16 protein-coding genes are annotated in these 13142 nt (G+C 68.7%); 7 read left to right on the forward strand and 9 right to left on the reverse strand.

Going from position 1 to position 13142, the window contains the following annotated elements; all coding sequences use genetic code 11:
- The gene (locus tag ACTMTI_RS36075; RefSeq protein ID WP_441125164.1) at positions 1 to 669 is read right to left on the reverse strand and encodes a response regulator; all 669 of its coding nucleotides are present in this window, start codon (positions 667 to 669) and stop codon (positions 1 to 3) included.
- A gap of 37 nt (positions 670 to 706) precedes the next feature.
- The gene (locus tag ACTMTI_RS36080; RefSeq protein ID WP_441125165.1) at positions 707 to 1831 is read right to left on the reverse strand and encodes a sensor histidine kinase; all 1125 of its coding nucleotides are present in this window, start codon (positions 1829 to 1831) and stop codon (positions 707 to 709) included.
- Positions 1832 to 1885: 54 nt separating this feature from the next.
- Between ACTMTI_RS36080 and ACTMTI_RS36085 the strand changes: the two genes are divergently transcribed.
- Positions 1886 to 2101, forward strand: coding sequence for a hypothetical protein (locus tag ACTMTI_RS36085; protein ID WP_441125166.1), 216 nt, complete (start codon positions 1886 to 1888; stop codon positions 2099 to 2101).
- 28 nt (positions 2102 to 2129) lie between these two features.
- On the opposite strand, the gene ACTMTI_RS36090 is transcribed toward ACTMTI_RS36085, so the two are convergent.
- The gene (locus ACTMTI_RS36090; RefSeq protein ID WP_441125167.1) at positions 2130 to 3143 is read right to left on the reverse strand and encodes a fatty acid desaturase family protein; all 1014 of its coding nucleotides are present in this window, start codon (positions 3141 to 3143) and stop codon (positions 2130 to 2132) included.
- A gap of 546 nt (positions 3144 to 3689) precedes the next feature.
- Between ACTMTI_RS36090 and ACTMTI_RS36095 the strand changes: the two genes are divergently transcribed.
- Positions 3690 to 3851 (forward strand): type II toxin-antitoxin system RelE/ParE family toxin, encoded by a 162-nt coding sequence (locus tag ACTMTI_RS36095; RefSeq protein WP_441125168.1) that lies wholly within the window; start codon positions 3690 to 3692, stop codon positions 3849 to 3851.
- Positions 3852 to 3960: 109 nt separating this feature from the next.
- A complete protein-coding gene (locus tag ACTMTI_RS36100) occupies positions 3961 to 4257 on the forward strand; it encodes a helix-turn-helix domain-containing protein (RefSeq protein WP_441125169.1) in 297 nt (98 codons plus the stop codon).
- A 234-nt stretch (positions 4258 to 4491) separates the two neighbouring features.
- Here ACTMTI_RS36100 and ACTMTI_RS36105 read toward each other — a convergent pair whose 3' ends face one another.
- From ACTMTI_RS36105 to ACTMTI_RS36130, 6 genes are all read right to left on the reverse strand, one after another.
- Complete coding sequence (locus ACTMTI_RS36105) at positions 4492 to 4704, reverse strand: hypothetical protein (protein ID WP_441125170.1); 213 nt, start codon at positions 4702 to 4704, stop codon at positions 4492 to 4494.
- Positions 4705 to 4741: 37 nt separating this feature from the next.
- Positions 4742 to 5092 carry a nuclear transport factor 2 family protein gene (locus tag ACTMTI_RS36110; RefSeq protein WP_441125171.1) on the reverse strand — a complete coding sequence of 117 codons (351 nt, stop codon included), beginning with the start codon at positions 5090 to 5092 and terminating at the stop codon, positions 4742 to 4744.
- A 4-nt stretch (positions 5093 to 5096) separates the two neighbouring features.
- A complete protein-coding gene (locus ACTMTI_RS36115; RefSeq protein WP_441125172.1) occupies positions 5097 to 5390 on the reverse strand; it encodes a DUF3140 domain-containing protein in 294 nt (97 codons plus the stop codon).
- A gap of 484 nt (positions 5391 to 5874) precedes the next feature.
- A complete protein-coding gene (locus tag ACTMTI_RS36120) occupies positions 5875 to 6885 on the reverse strand; it encodes a LacI family DNA-binding transcriptional regulator (protein WP_441125173.1) in 1011 nt (336 codons plus the stop codon).
- A 67-nt stretch (positions 6886 to 6952) separates the two neighbouring features.
- Positions 6953 to 7222, reverse strand: coding sequence for a sulfurtransferase TusA family protein (locus ACTMTI_RS36125; RefSeq protein WP_441125174.1), 270 nt, complete (start codon positions 7220 to 7222; stop codon positions 6953 to 6955).
- Positions 7223 to 7265: 43 nt separating this feature from the next.
- On the reverse strand, positions 7266 to 8279 hold the full coding sequence (locus ACTMTI_RS36130) for a LacI family DNA-binding transcriptional regulator (RefSeq protein ID WP_441125175.1): 1014 nt from the start codon (positions 8277 to 8279) through the stop codon (positions 7266 to 7268).
- 110 nt (positions 8280 to 8389) lie between these two features.
- On the opposite strand from ACTMTI_RS36130, the gene ACTMTI_RS36135 reads away from it, so the two are divergent.
- The 4 genes from ACTMTI_RS36135 to ACTMTI_RS36150 are packed head-to-tail and all read left to right on the forward strand — an operon-like array spanning position 8390 to position 13119.
- A complete protein-coding gene (locus tag ACTMTI_RS36135; protein ID WP_441125176.1) occupies positions 8390 to 9658 on the forward strand; it encodes an ABC transporter substrate-binding protein in 1269 nt (422 codons plus the stop codon).
- Positions 9655 to 10569, forward strand: a complete 915-nt coding sequence (locus ACTMTI_RS36140; protein WP_441125177.1) for a carbohydrate ABC transporter permease — start codon at positions 9655 to 9657, stop codon at positions 10567 to 10569. The genes ACTMTI_RS36135 and ACTMTI_RS36140 overlap by 4 nt, the downstream gene beginning before the upstream one ends.
- Positions 10566 to 11330, forward strand: coding sequence for a carbohydrate ABC transporter permease (locus ACTMTI_RS36145; RefSeq protein ID WP_441125178.1), 765 nt, complete (start codon positions 10566 to 10568; stop codon positions 11328 to 11330). The genes ACTMTI_RS36140 and ACTMTI_RS36145 overlap by 4 nt, the downstream gene beginning before the upstream one ends.
- Positions 11323 to 13119, forward strand: coding sequence for a glycoside hydrolase family 127 protein (locus ACTMTI_RS36150; protein ID WP_441125179.1), 1797 nt, complete (start codon positions 11323 to 11325; stop codon positions 13117 to 13119). The genes ACTMTI_RS36145 and ACTMTI_RS36150 overlap by 8 nt, the downstream gene beginning before the upstream one ends.
- Positions 13120 to 13142 lie beyond the last annotated feature (23 nt).

Here is a 13142-nt window from a genome sequence, read left to right on the forward strand (position 1 = left end):
TCAGGGTGTAAGCCAGCCCGGCGTGATCATGCCGGCCTCGTACGCGATCACCACGAGCTGGGCCCTGTCGCGTACCGACAGCTTGGTCATGATGCGGCTGACGTGCGTCTTCGCCGTGGCGGGGCTGAGCACGAGGCGGGCCGCGATCTCGTCGTTGGACAGGCCCGCCGCCACCAGCGCCATGACCTCGCGCTCGCGGTCGGTGAGCGCGTTGAGCTCGGGTCCGGGTTCGGGGCGCTTGACCCGGCCGGCGAACTCGGCGATCAGCCGCCGGGTGACCGACGGCGAGATCAGCGCGTCGCCCCTGGCCACCACCCGGACCGCGTGGATCAGCTCGGCCGGCTCGGTGTCCTTGACGAGGAAGCCGCTCGCGCCGGACCGCAGCGCGCCGTAGACGTAGTCGTCCAGGTCGAACGTGGTCAGGATGACCACCTTGACGCCGTCCAGCCTGGGGTCGCCGGCGATCTGACGGGTGGCCTCCAAGCCGTCGAGCTCGGGCATGCGGATGTCCATGAGCACGACGTCGGGGCGGTGCTCGCGGGCCCCGGCGATCGCCGCCGCGCCGTTGGCCGCCTCGCCGACGACGTCGATGTCGTCCTCGTCGCTGAGTATGGACCGGAACCCGGCGCGTACGAGGGTCTGGTCGTCGGCGAGTAACACGCGGATCATGGGGCTCCATTCGGTGGCAGGCGGGCGACGACGCGGGTCATGGGGCTTTGTTCAGGGGCAGGCGGGCGACGACGCGGAAGCCGCCCTCGGGGCGCGGGCCGGCTTCCAGGGTGCCGCCGAGCGCGGTGGCGCGCTCGCGCATGCCCTGCACGCCGAAGCCACTGCCCCCTTCGTACGTGGTGCCCGGGCCATCATCCTCCACGCGGATCAGGATATTTCCGGACGTGTTGCTGACTGTCAGCGTGGCGGTGTTCGTACCGGAATGGCGGGAGACGTTCGTCAGCGCCTCCTTGATGATGCGGGCAGCGGCCAGATCCACCTCGGTCGGCACCGCGTCGAGCGGACCCGACAGCTCGGTGCGTACCTCCAGCCCCGATGCCGCGACCAGCGCCTCCACCCGCGCCAGACTGTCGGCGGGAGCGGTCGGCGCGTCCTCGTCCACCTGCCGCAGCACGCCCAGCGTGGTCCGCAGCTCGCGCAGCGTCTCCTTGCTGGTCTCCTTGATCGTCCGCAGCGCGGTCTCGGCGTCCTCGGGCCGCTTCTTCAGTCCGTGCAACGCGGCCGCAGCCTGCACGTTGATCATGGAGATGTTGTGCCCGAGCACGTCGTGCAGCTCTCTCGCGATGCGCAGCCGTTCCTCGCTCTCCCGGCGCCTGGCCTCCTCCTCCTTGGTGTGCTCGGCGTCGATCGCCCGCCGCTCGGCCTCCAGCAGGTACGCCCGGCGGTTGCTGGTGACCCCGCCGAACGCGATGGCCGCGACCACCCACCCGGCGATCGCGACGAACATGCTGTCGTCCACGTGCCTGACGCGGCCGCTCTCGCCGAGCCCCATGGCCAGCAGCAACGTCGCTCCGGTGGCGATGGCCGCGGTGAGGTGGCCGCGGTCGGCGGCGGTGAAGAGGGCCACGAACGTCAGCACGATGAGCGGCCCGTCGAGCCCCGCCCGCGGGTAGTAGGCGGCGACGGCCAAGGCCACGACGATCAGCGCCGCCACGGGATAGCGTTGCCGCGCCAGGATCCCGGCGAACGCGATGATCGGCAGCACTACGTCGAGCGCGTTGAGCTGCCTGTCGGTCCGGAACGCGTACGTGAGAAGCGTGCCGGCCAGCACCACGACGATCACCGTGAGCGACGCGGTCGTGCTGTTCGATGGCCTGCGCATGCTCGCCATTCTGGCGGGGTGATCGCCGCGGCGCATTCTGGGTAGAGCCGGTGAATGACCACAAAAGACGAACTCCGGCGGGTCGAAGAGGACCTGACCAGATTGCGGGCGGAGAACAAGGACATACGCGACCAGATCCGGGACATGGGCGCGACCGACCAGGTGGAGATCTCGGCCATGATCCAGCAGGCGGACGAGCAGGCGGAGCTGATCGCCGGGCTCGAACGCCGGCGCGACAACCTGGTGCGCAAGCTGGAAGAGCAGGGGTGAGCGGGCGCCCGCGACGGGGCGCCCGTGGCTACCGGAGCGGCGCGCCGACCTCGTGCAGGTGGCGCAGCGCCTGGCCGTACGAGGCGAGCAGCCCGGTCTGCAGGTAGCTGACGCCGATCTCGGCGCAGTACTGCTGCACGATGGGCTGCGCCTTGCGCAGGTTCGGGGCCGGCATGTTGGGGAACAGGTGGTGCTCGATCTGGTAGTTGAGCTGCCCGAGTGCCACGTCGGTGAACCAGCCGCCTCTGACGTTCCGCGACGTGAGCACCTGCTTGCGCAGGAAGTCCAGCTTGTCATCCTTGGTCAGCAAGGGCATGCCCTTGTGGTTGGGTGCGAACGTGGATCCGAGGTAGAGCCCGAACAGCCCTTGATGCACGACCAGGAACACCAGCGCCTTGCCGACCGGCAGCACGGTGAAGATCGCGCCGAAGTAGATCGCGAAGTGCGCGACCAGCAGCGCCAGCTCGGGCCACCGCCGCTTGGCCTCCGGCTCGAACAGCGCTTTGAAGCTGGCGATGTGGAGGTGCCACGCTTCGAGGGTGAGCAGCGGGAAGAACCAGAAAGCCTGATATTTCGCGATGAATCGGGGCAACCCCCGGCTTTTCTCGACCTGGTCGGTCGACCAGACGATGACGGCAGGCGAGACGTCGGGGTCGTGGTCCTCGTGGTTGGGGTTGGCGTGGTGGCGGTTGTGCTTGACGGTCCACCACCCCCAGCCGAGCCCGACGCCGAGATTGCCGATCAGCAGGCCCGCGACGTCGCTGGGCGGTCGCCTCCTGAAGACCTGCCGGTGCCCGAGGTCGTGGGCGACGAACCCGAACTGCGCGAAGACCACGGCCAGCGCGGCCGCGACGAGCAGTTGCAGCCACGAGTCGCCCAGCCAGGCGAACAACGTCCAGCAGCCGATGTAGGCGACGACGGCGATGCTCAGCCGTATCGCGTAATAGACGGGTCGCCGGTCGAGGAGACCGGCCTCCACGATCTTATGGGCTAGTCGGGCGAAATCGCTGCCCCGAGTGTCGAGCGTGCCAGGACTGGCCACAGGTCTCCTTACTTCGCGATTCCAGTTGCCCCAACCCTCGCGTATCTGCGACGGAAGTGAAAGAGACTCCGGCCCTGACGCGGGCTAACAGGCATGCGTCCACACTGATCGCCAGGGTTCGCCAGCGCAACAGACCACGCTATGAGAACACCTTGGCCTTGACCGAGGGCACCCGCTGGGCCAGGCGCAGGAAACGTCTTGGAAGGACCGTACGGCCTCGCTCGGCGAGCTCGCCGCCGGCTACGTCCGCGTCAACTTCACGCGCCCCGCGCAGCTCACCCGGGCCATCTGGGACCAGGATCCGGACTCGCCGGGCACTACGCGCGCGAGGTCGCCAAACTCGTGACGCGCCTGCGGGACGTTCCCGGTTCGTAGGACCGCAGGGCGGGGTGGGCTTTGGAGGCTGTAGTTCTGTGTATTCGAGTAAACGCTTGGCGTGATGAACGATGGCCCTTATAGCATCAACGCTATGATTCGGGGCAGTGTAGAGCTTGAGCCAGAGGTCGGAAGTGGCTCGAAGAGCTGTCCGCGACGTCTTTTGCGAGGGTGGCGTTCTACGTCGATCTACTGGCAGAGGAGGGCCCATTACTTGGCGAGCCCTACACGAAGCAGCTTGACGGCAAGCTGCGTGAGCTCCGGTTCCACCTCGACGAGTTCGCCATGCGCATCACCTATTGGTTGCGCCACACCGTCGCATCGTGCTGTTGACCGTGTTCCACAAGACGCGAGCGCGTGACGATCGTGAGGTTGAGCGGGCGCGGCGCGCTATGCGGCGCTGCGCCGTCCTCAAGCACACCGTCGACGAGGAAGAAGGGGCATGAGCGAGGAGAGTTGGCGAGAGCTCAGAAATCGCCGGATGGCCGAGCCGGGCGCAGCGGAGGCATATGAGGCCACCCGCCTGGCCTACGAGCTGGGCAAAACAGTCAGAAACATGCGCGAGGAGCGGGGCTGGACTCAGAACGTCCTGGCACGGGAGGCAGGGATGACCCAGTCGGCGGTGGCGAGGTTCGAAGCCGGCGGGACGATGCCGACGTTGCCGGTTCTGGAGCGGCTGGCGCATGCTCTGGACGCGGACGTCGAGGTCCGCCTGACGCCGCGCGCGCCCGCCGCGTGACCGCCCGCAGTTCCAAGATGACCGGTACCGTACGGGGAATCCTGCGGACCATCAAGGACATGCGTTCGGCGTCGACCGCGCGCGGCCGTTAGGGGCAGCGCACCGACCGATGCCGAGCAGCTCGCGTTCGAGCTGCTCGGTCTGGTCATGGCCCCTGAACCGCGCCATCCAGCTACACCGCGACCCCCAGGCCGCGGCCCGTGCCCGCCGCGCCGTGCGCGCCCGCTTCGGCGGCTAGCCGGCCGACAGGCGCTCGAACAGCTCCACGGCCGCCTTCCGCACGTCCTCGGGAGACAGGCCGTCCAGCGTCTCCCTGGCCTGGCTGATGTCACGGGTGGTGGCCAGCGTGATGGCCACGGACGAGGCGGCGGCGCGGTCGATCGATCCCGTCGGGGCGGCGTCGGCCAGCTGCTGTGCGCTCGCGGCGAGGTCGAGGTTGTCTCTCAACGGATCTCCTCGGGTGAAGACGGCTCGGCCCATTGCATCATTTGAGGTCGTGTCGCATCCACCATTCGGTGAATTCCCGGCACCGCCCATCGGGGACGAACCGTATAACCCAGAGGTTACTGTAAGTATTGTCGGGATATGTGGTGACCCCCTGGATGACGCTGACGTCCTCCACCACGCACACCGGATGCCACTCGAACGTGGTCTCGCCCGGCCTGTCCTGCCTGTCCAGCCAGTTGGCGACGATCTGCTCGCGCCCCCGCCAGGGCGCGCCGTACGGCTCCGTGTAATAGGCGGCGTCCTCCGTGAACAGCGCGGAGATGTCGTCGGGATGGTTGGAGTTCCACGCGCGCATGTACCCCTCGATCCATGGACGTGGCTCCACCATGGTCTTACCCCCTTAGCGGGTCGTGCCCGACGGACATCAGCTCGCGCCGGGACGCGTCGTCCGTCCTGTCGCCCATGTTCTCGACGAACTCGACGACCTGCCGCATCACGTCGAGGTCGGTCTTGGTCAGATCGCCCTTTCGCTTGGCCAGGACGTGCAGCACGCCCCGCCCCAGCTCGTCGATGCCCATGTCCGGGTCGGGCGGGAAGCCCTCCTCGTCGGAGGCGTCGGCCAGCAGGTGGGCGCGCAGTTCCTCCGAGTTCATGTTGACGACGCGATGGAACTCTTCCCAGATCATGTCCGTTTCCAAACCCTCAGTCATACGCCCCGCCTACCCGCCACGTCCCGCGTTACGCACCAGGCACACCCGGCGAGCCGGTTCGTCAGAGCTGAGCCAGCACATTGCTTAGGCATGGGGGTACTTAGACCGCGCACTCCGCACTCCGTCATGGTGGAAGCCGTCCCGACGAGGGAGACGCGGGCGCGGCTCCGGCCAACTTGCCGCGAAGGAGGGGCCGGCACGTGCCGCGGCCGGGGGCGAGCGGTCTGCCAGCCGCCCGCCCCAGACCGCGGCACGTGCCGGGATCACCCAGACCACGAACCCCCGCCCAGAGTGCGCTCCGTCACGGCGAGCGACCCGTGAGCCTTCACGACCGGCCATGACAGACGGAGGGGTCTACGGCGCGTGCGGGCAACCCCGGCGAAGCCGTAAAAGAGAAAAACAGGGTTGTCTACGGCGCGTGCGGGCAACCCCGGCGAAGCCGTAAAAGAGAAAAACAGGGTCAGAGAAGAGCGGGACCAGTACTGCCGCGCGGGGTCAGAACGGCGGAGCGGTCCTCGTACGGGGGCACGCTTTCGCCCGCGATCAGGGCGAGCAGCCGCTGGGCGGCGTGTGCTCCATAAGCCGGGATGTCGCGGGTGAGGGCCGTCAGCGGCGGCCGGACGACCTGGGCCAGCGGCGAGTCGTCCCACGCCACGAGCGACAGGTCCCGCGGCACCTCGACGCGCATCTCCTGGGCCACGGACAGGCCGGCCACGGCCATGATGTCGTTGTCGTAGATGATCGCCGTAGGCCGCTCCGGCGAGCTGAGCAGCCGCCTGGTGGCCCTGGCGCCTTCCTCGCCGGTGTAGTCGGTGTGCACGGTGACGTGCTCGGCCACGCCTTCGCACGCCGCGGCGAACTCCTGGTCGCGCACGGCGGTGTGGACCAGCTCGGCCAGCCCGGCCACCCGCGCGATCCGGCGGTGGCCGAGCGCCACGAGGTAGCCGACGGTTTCGCGCACGGCCTGGCCGTCGTCGGACCAGATGGCCGACAGCGAACCCGACTCGGAGGGGTGGCCGATGACGACGACGGGCATGCCGAGCCGCTCCAGCTCCGCCACCCGGGCGTCCGAATAGTGCAGGTCGACGAGGAACACGCCGTCGATGCGGCTCTCGCCCCACCAGTGCCGGTAGACCTCGCTCTCCTGCTGGTGGCTGGTCACCACCTGGAGGAGCAGCGCGTACGACCGGTCGGCGAGCACGCCCTCGATGCCGCTGATCAACTCCATGAAGAACGGCTCCACGCCCAGGATCCGGGCGGGACGGCACAGCGCGAGGCCGACGCAGTTGGCCCGGGCGCCGTTGAGCGCCCGCGCCGCGCTGTTGGGCCGCCAGCCGATCTCGTCGGCGATGGCGATGATCCTGGCCCGCGTCGCCTCCGACACCCCCGGCTGACCGTTGAGCGCATAGGACACCGCCACCTTGGACACTCCCGCCCGGCTGGCGATGTCAGCGATCGTCGGTCGCTTCACGGGCTCCCTCTCTGAACGGGTTAACCACTCATACTGTAGGCCACCCGAGATCAAGGGTATTAACCGCTTAAGCCACGTGCCAGGGCCTGGTCTCGTCGGTCTCCTGGGCGGCCCCGGCCACGCGCAGCGCGTACGTGGGCCGCTCGGCTCCCTCCACGGGACCCAGGTAGGTGTGCCCGGTCAGGTGGCACCAGGCCGGCAGGTCCACGGGCGCGGCAGGGTCGGCGGCGATGAGGTGGATCACCGCGCCGGGTCCGGCCTCGCGCACGTGGCCGCGCAGCTCGATGAGCAACTGGACGCAGAGCTTGTCGCCGCCGTCCACGACGAGATCAGGCATGCGTATAGGAAATCATCCCTCGAGACGTGTGCGCGCCAGGAGGTCAGGAGACGCCGGGCGGTGAGGTCGAGTCTCTGATCACGAGCTGGCACGGCATCTTGTGCACCCCCGGCGTGGCCTTGCCGTCGATGGCCGCGAACAGGTGCTGCGCCGCCGTCCGCCCCAGCAGCTCCAGGTTCATGTCCACCGTCGTCAGCGCGGGCCGGGTCTCCGTCGACAGGACCTCCCAGTTGTCGTAGCCCACCACGGCGATGTCGTCCGGCACCCGCCGCCCCCGCTCCCGCGCCGTCTCCACGAACCCGGCCGCGATCTGGTCGCTGCCGCAGAAGACCGCGTCGACCTCGGGCTCGGCCATCAGCAGCATCTCGGCGGCGTGCCGCCCCCACCGCTGCGACCACGGTCCCGACAGCGTCTGCCCCGCCTGTGAGAGCCCCGCCTCCGCGAGCGCCTGGTGCAACCCCTCCTCGCGGTCGCGCGCGGCCTTGTAGTGCATCGGCCCCGTGATGTGCGCGATCCTGCGACGGCCCATGGCCAGCAGATGGTTGACGGCCATGGCCGCAGCCCCCACGTCGTCCGGTACGAACGACACGTCGGACGGGTTCTCGGACGGGCCGTAGGCGTAGACGACGGGCACCGGCAGGTCGTTGCTCACCGATGGCCGCGGGTTGGTGCTCTCGCCCACCACGATCAGCCCGTCCACCCGGCGCGACAGCAGCGCCCGCACGTGGTGCTGCTCCCTGATCGCATCGCCGCGCGCGTCGCAGAGCAGCACGGCCATCTCGCCGGCCCCGAACGCGTCCTCTGCCCCGAGCAGCACCGGGATGCCGAACCGGCCGACGCTGTCGGAGGTCAGCAGTCCCACGGTGCGTGTCTGGCCCGACAGCAGCCCTCTTGCGAGGGCGTTCGGCTGGAAGGAGAGCTCCGCCGCGGCGGCGAGCACGCGTTCGCGCGTGGCCGCCCGCACATCGTGGCGTCCGTTGAGTGCCTTGGACGCCGTGGCGATCGAAACCCCCGCCAGCGAGGCCACATCGTTGATGGTCGCCCGCCTAGTCGCCATGTTTCGAAACCCTTTTCGGTGATTAGGAACTGTCTAAGACCCTAGCACCCATTGACATGGGGTCATGTTTCTTCTACGTTTCCGAAAACCTTTAAGTCCAGGAGCACATCATGAGACGAAGGCTGGCCGGGATCTCCCTCCTCGGTGTGTTAGCGCTCACAGCAGCGGCCTGCGGCAGCGGCGGTGGCGGCACCACCAAGCCCGCGGACGGTCCCGTGACGATCACGATGTGGACCCGCGCCGCCACTCAGGCGCAGAGCGAGCGGCTGGTCCAGGCGTTCAACAGCAGTCACAAGAACACCCAGGTGAAGCTCACCGTCATCCCCACGGACAACTACCAGCCGCGCATCGCCGCGGCGGCCGGTGCCAAGCAGTTGCCCGACTTGTTCGCGGCCGATGTCATCTTCGTCCCGAACTACACCTCCCAAGGCCTGTTCATGGACGTCACGGACAGGATCGCGGCACTGCCGTACAAGGACAAGCTCGCGCCCTCGCACATGAAGCTGGGCACGCTCGACGGCCGGATGTACACCGTCCCGCACACCCTGGACCTGTCCGTCTGGTTCTGGAACAAGGACCTGTACGAGAAGGCCGGGCTCGACCCCGAGAAGGGCCCGAAGACGCTCAAGGAGTTCGCTCAGCAGGCCACCACCATCCAGGAGAAGCTGGGCAAGGACGGCAAGGTCAACGGCACGTTCTTCGGCGGCAACTGCGGCGGCTGCTACGTCTTCACGTTCTGGCCGTCGGTCTGGGCCGCGGGCGGCCAGGTCATGAACGCCGAGGGCACGCAGTCGCTCAACGACCAGCCGGCGATGACCGACGTCTTCAAGATCTACCGCGAGCTGTACGAGAAGAAGGTCACCGGCCCGACGACCAAGGAGGAGCAGGGCCCGACCTGGACCGGCTTCTTCCCCAAGGGCCAGATCGGCGTCATGCCGATGCCGTCGACCACGCTCGGCCTGATGCCCAAGGACATGAAGATCGGCGTCACCCCGATCGCCGGTCCCGACGGCGGCGAGTCGACGTTCGTGGGCGGAGACTCCATCGGCATCTCGGCCACCTCCAAGAACGCCGACGCGGCCTGGGAGTTCCTGTCCTGGTCGGTCGGCGACGAGGCCCAGGTCGAGGTGATGGCCAAGAACAAGGACGTGCTGGCGCGTACCGACCTGTCCAGCAACAAGTACTCCGCCGAGGACCCGCGCGTGGTGCTGATCAACTCGCTGGTGGCCAAGGGCCAGACCCCGTACGCGCTGCGCTTCGGCCAGACCTTCAACGACCCGCAGGGCCCGTGGCTGCGCTACGCCCGCGAGGCCCTGTTCGGTGACGCCTCGAAGCTTCCGCAGCTCAACGCCGAAATCACGAAGTCGCTGCAACAATGACCTTGACGATCTCGCGATCCGGGCGGCGGGCGGCTCACTCCGCGCCGCCCGCCCGGTGGCGGAGCAGGAAGGTTCAGGGCTGGCTCTACACCGCCCCGACGGCCGTCATCGTGGGCGTGCTCTTCATCGCGCCGCTGGTGCTGGTCGTGTGGATGTCGCTCAACCGCTGGCCCCTGCTCGGCCCGGCCACGTTCAACGCTCCCGCCAACTACCTCAAGATCGCTGACAATCCGCTCTTCGTCGACGCGATCCTCTTCACGCTGAAGTACACCGCCATCACCACCGTGCTGCTGTCGGCGGTGGCGCTCGGCCTGGCGCTGCTGGTGCAGGACCGCAAGCCCGGCATCGGCTTCTTCAGGACCGCGTTCTTCCTGCCGGGGGCGGTCGGGTTCGCCGCGGCCGCGCTGCTGTTCTACGGCATGCTGAACAACGACTTCGGCCCCATCGACCCCATGCTGCAGGCGCTGGGCATCACCAGTGAGCCGGTGAAGTGGATCGGCACGCCCAACATGGCGCTGTTCTCCACGATCACGCTGGTCATCTGGCGTTTCGCCGGGTTCAACATGCTGATCCTGCTGACCGGCCTGCAGGCCATCCCGACCGAGGTGTACGAGGCCGCGAGGAGCGACGGCGCCAACCGCTGGCAGATCTTCACCAAGATCACACTGCCGCTGCTCCGCCCGACGCTGGCGCTGATGCTGATCCTCAGCGTCACCGGCTCGCTGCTGGCCTTCGACCAGTTCTTCGTCTTCACCAACGGCGGCCCGGACAACAGCACGGTGTCCATGGTCATGGTCGTCTACCGTGACGCGTTCTTCCGCTTCGACCTCGGCGGCGCGGCGGCGCTGTCGGTCGTGCTGCTCGCGGCCCTCGTCGGGCTCAACACGCTGATGATGCGGAGGCTGCGATGAGCCGTTACCTCACGCTGTCCGCCCTGGCGGTGCTGTTCCTGTTCCCGCTGGTGTGGAGCGGCTACGCCTCACTGGAGGAGCCCGCCAACTACCTGGAGATGGCCCAGTTCGGCGAGGGCGTCGGCACGTACGCGACCAACAGCGTGCTCGTCTCCGTCATGACCGTCGCGGGCACGCTGGTCGTCTCCGCGCTCGGCGGCTACGGCTTCGCCCGCTTCGACTTCCCGGGCAAGAACCTGCTGTTCCTGGCCACGCTGGCGATCCTCATGGTGCCGTACGCGACCATCCTCATCCCGCTCTACGTCCTGCTCGGCTACATCGGCCTGCAGAACTCGCTGGTCGGGCTGTCGCTGGTGTTCGTGATGTTCCAGCTCCCGTTCGCGCTGTTCATGATGCGCAACGCGTTCGAGGCGGTGCCGCGCGAGCTGGAGGAGGCCGCGCTGGTGGACGGCTGCGGCACGTTCCGGGCGTTCTCCAGGATCCTGCTGCACGCCGTGCGGCCCGCGCTGATCACCGTCGGCCTGTTCGCGTTCCTGGCCTCGTGGAACGACTTCTTCGCGCCGCTCATCCTGCTCAACGACGGCGCCTCGTTCACGCTGCCGGTGGCCGTGGTCAGCATGACGCAGCAGACGTTCGGCGCGATCGACTACGGCATGCTCCAGGCCGGCGTCATGGTCATGGCCTTCCCCTGTCTCATCCTCTTCATCGTTCTGCAGCGTCACTACGTGCGCGGATTCATGTCAGGAGCTCTGCGTGGCTAACCCTGTCCTGCCCTCATCGGGCGTCCTTTCCCCCCTCGGCCTCGACGCGGTACGGCTGAACCCCGGTTTCTGGGGCGACCGGGCCGCGCTCAACCGCGAGGTCACCATCGCCCACTGCCAGGAATGGGAAGAGCGCGAAGGCTGGATCGGCAACTTCCGGGGCGTGCGGCCCCGCAAAGGCCGGGAGTTCAGCGACTCGGAAATCTACAAGCTGCTGGAGGCCATGGCCTGGGCGGACCACCCCGCGCTGCCCGCGCTGGCCGAGACCGTGGCCCAGGCTCAAGAGGGCGACGGCTACATCAACACCCGCTGGTCCGGCAGCCGCTACACCGACCTGGAGTGGGGACACGAGCTCTACTGCTACGGCCATCTCATCCAGGCGGGGGTGGCCAGGCTGCGCATGCACGGCGAGGACCGGCTCACGCAGGTGGCGGTGCGGGCGGCCGACCACGTGTGCCGGCGCTTCATGGAGGGCACGGAGACCTGCGGGCACCCCGTGATCGAGATGGCGCTGGCCGAGCTCTACCGCGTGACCGGGACCGAGCGCTACCTGGAGATGGCCCGCCGCTTCGTCGAGCGGCGCGGCCTGCCCGCGCTCGCCGACATCCCCTTCGGCCGCGCCTATTACCAGGACGACCTGCCGGTCAAGCAGGCGCAGGTGTTCCGCGGGCACGTGGTGCGGGCGCTCTACCTGGCCTCCGGCGTGGTGGACGTGGCCGTGGAGACCGGTGACGAGAAGCTGCTGAAGGCGGTCGAGGCGCAGTGGGAGCGCACGGTCGCCGGCCGCACTCACCTGACCGGCGGCATGGGATCGCGCCACATCGACGAGTCGTTCGGCGAGGACTACGAGCTCCCGCCGGACCGGGCCTACAACGAGACCTGCGCGAGCATCGCCTCGATCATGCTGGCGCACCGGCTGCTGCTGGCCACCGGCGACGTCCGGTACGCCGACCTGGCCGAGCGGACCCTGTACAACATGCTCGCCACCGGGGTCGCGCTGGACGGGAAGTCGTTCTTCTACGCCAACCCGCTGCAGGTGCGGGTGCCCGCGGTGCCGCTCGAAGGCGTGAACCACGCCGCGGAGGGCGGTCTGCGCTCGCCCTGGTTCGACGTGTCCTGCTGCCCGACCAACATCGCCCGCACGGTGGCATCGCTGCCCGCGTACATCGCGACCTCCTCGGCCGACGGCATCCAGATCCACCACCACACGCCGTCGGAGATCAGGCACGGCGATCTGGCCGTGCGGGTGGAGACCGGTTACCCCTGGTCGGGCGCAGTGACGGTGCGGGTGGTCGAAGGCGGCGCGGGCCGGATCTCGCTGCGCGTCCCGGCCTGGGCGTCGGACGCGACGCTGGCACACGGGGGGATCGTCCGCGAGGTGACTCCGGGGTACGCGGTCGCGGAGGGGCCGTGGCGAGCCGGTGACGAGATCCGGCTGGAGCTGCCGATGCGGCCCCGGTGGACGTTCCCCGATCGGCGGGTGGACGCGTTGCGGGGGAGCGCGGCGGTCGAGCGCGGGCCGCTGGTCTACTGCGCGGAGTCGGTGGCGGACGAGCCGCCGCTGGGCGACCTCGTCGCGCGGGTCGCGCCGCCCGTCGAGCACGAGGCGGACGGGATCGTGGAGCTGGAGGTCGAGGCATCGCTCGGCGCCGGCGACACACCGGGCTGGCCGTACGGCGCAGCGCCGGACGGGCGTCCCTCGGGCGCGGACGTCGGTCTGCGGCTGGTGCCGTATCACCGGTGGGGCAACCGGGGTCCCGCGACCATGCGTGTCTGGCTACCGATCTGAAATCCCTGGGAGAGAAGCACATG

The sequence above is a fragment of the Nonomuraea sp. H19 genome (assembly GCF_052068215.1).
GTDB lineage: Bacteria > Actinomycetota > Actinomycetes > Streptosporangiales > Streptosporangiaceae > Nonomuraea.

What these genes read in the sequence shown, in the direction of transcription:
- ACTMTI_RS36130 (WP_441125175.1), bottom strand. Translation starts at nt 8,279, where the DNA reads ATGGCGACTAGGCGGGCGACCATCAACGATGTGGCCTCGCTGGCGGGG.
- ACTMTI_RS36115 (WP_441125172.1), bottom strand. Translation starts at nt 5,390, where the DNA reads ATGATCTGGGAAGAGTTCCATCGCGTCGTCAACATGAACTCGGAGGAA.
- ACTMTI_RS36085 (WP_441125166.1), top strand. Translation starts at nt 1,886, where the DNA reads ATGACCACAAAAGACGAACTCCGGCGGGTCGAAGAGGACCTGACCAGA.
- ACTMTI_RS36135 (WP_441125176.1), top strand. Translation starts at nt 8,390, where the DNA reads ATGAGACGAAGGCTGGCCGGGATCTCCCTCCTCGGTGTGTTAGCGCTC.
- ACTMTI_RS36145 (WP_441125178.1), top strand. Translation starts at nt 10,566, where the DNA reads ATGAGCCGTTACCTCACGCTGTCCGCCCTGGCGGTGCTGTTCCTGTTC.
- ACTMTI_RS36080 (WP_441125165.1), bottom strand. Translation starts at nt 1,831, where the DNA reads ATGCGCAGGCCATCGAACAGCACGACCGCGTCGCTCACGGTGATCGTC.
- ACTMTI_RS36110 (WP_441125171.1), bottom strand. Translation starts at nt 5,092, where the DNA reads ATGGTGGAGCCACGTCCATGGATCGAGGGGTACATGCGCGCGTGGAAC.
- ACTMTI_RS36125 (WP_441125174.1), bottom strand. Translation starts at nt 7,222, where the DNA reads ATGCCTGATCTCGTCGTGGACGGCGGCGACAAGCTCTGCGTCCAGTTG.
- ACTMTI_RS36140 (WP_441125177.1), top strand. Translation starts at nt 9,655, where the DNA reads ATGACCTTGACGATCTCGCGATCCGGGCGGCGGGCGGCTCACTCCGCG.
- ACTMTI_RS36100 (WP_441125169.1), top strand. Translation starts at nt 3,961, where the DNA reads ATGAGCGAGGAGAGTTGGCGAGAGCTCAGAAATCGCCGGATGGCCGAG.
- ACTMTI_RS36075 (WP_441125164.1), bottom strand. Translation starts at nt 669, where the DNA reads ATGATCCGCGTGTTACTCGCCGACGACCAGACCCTCGTACGCGCCGGG.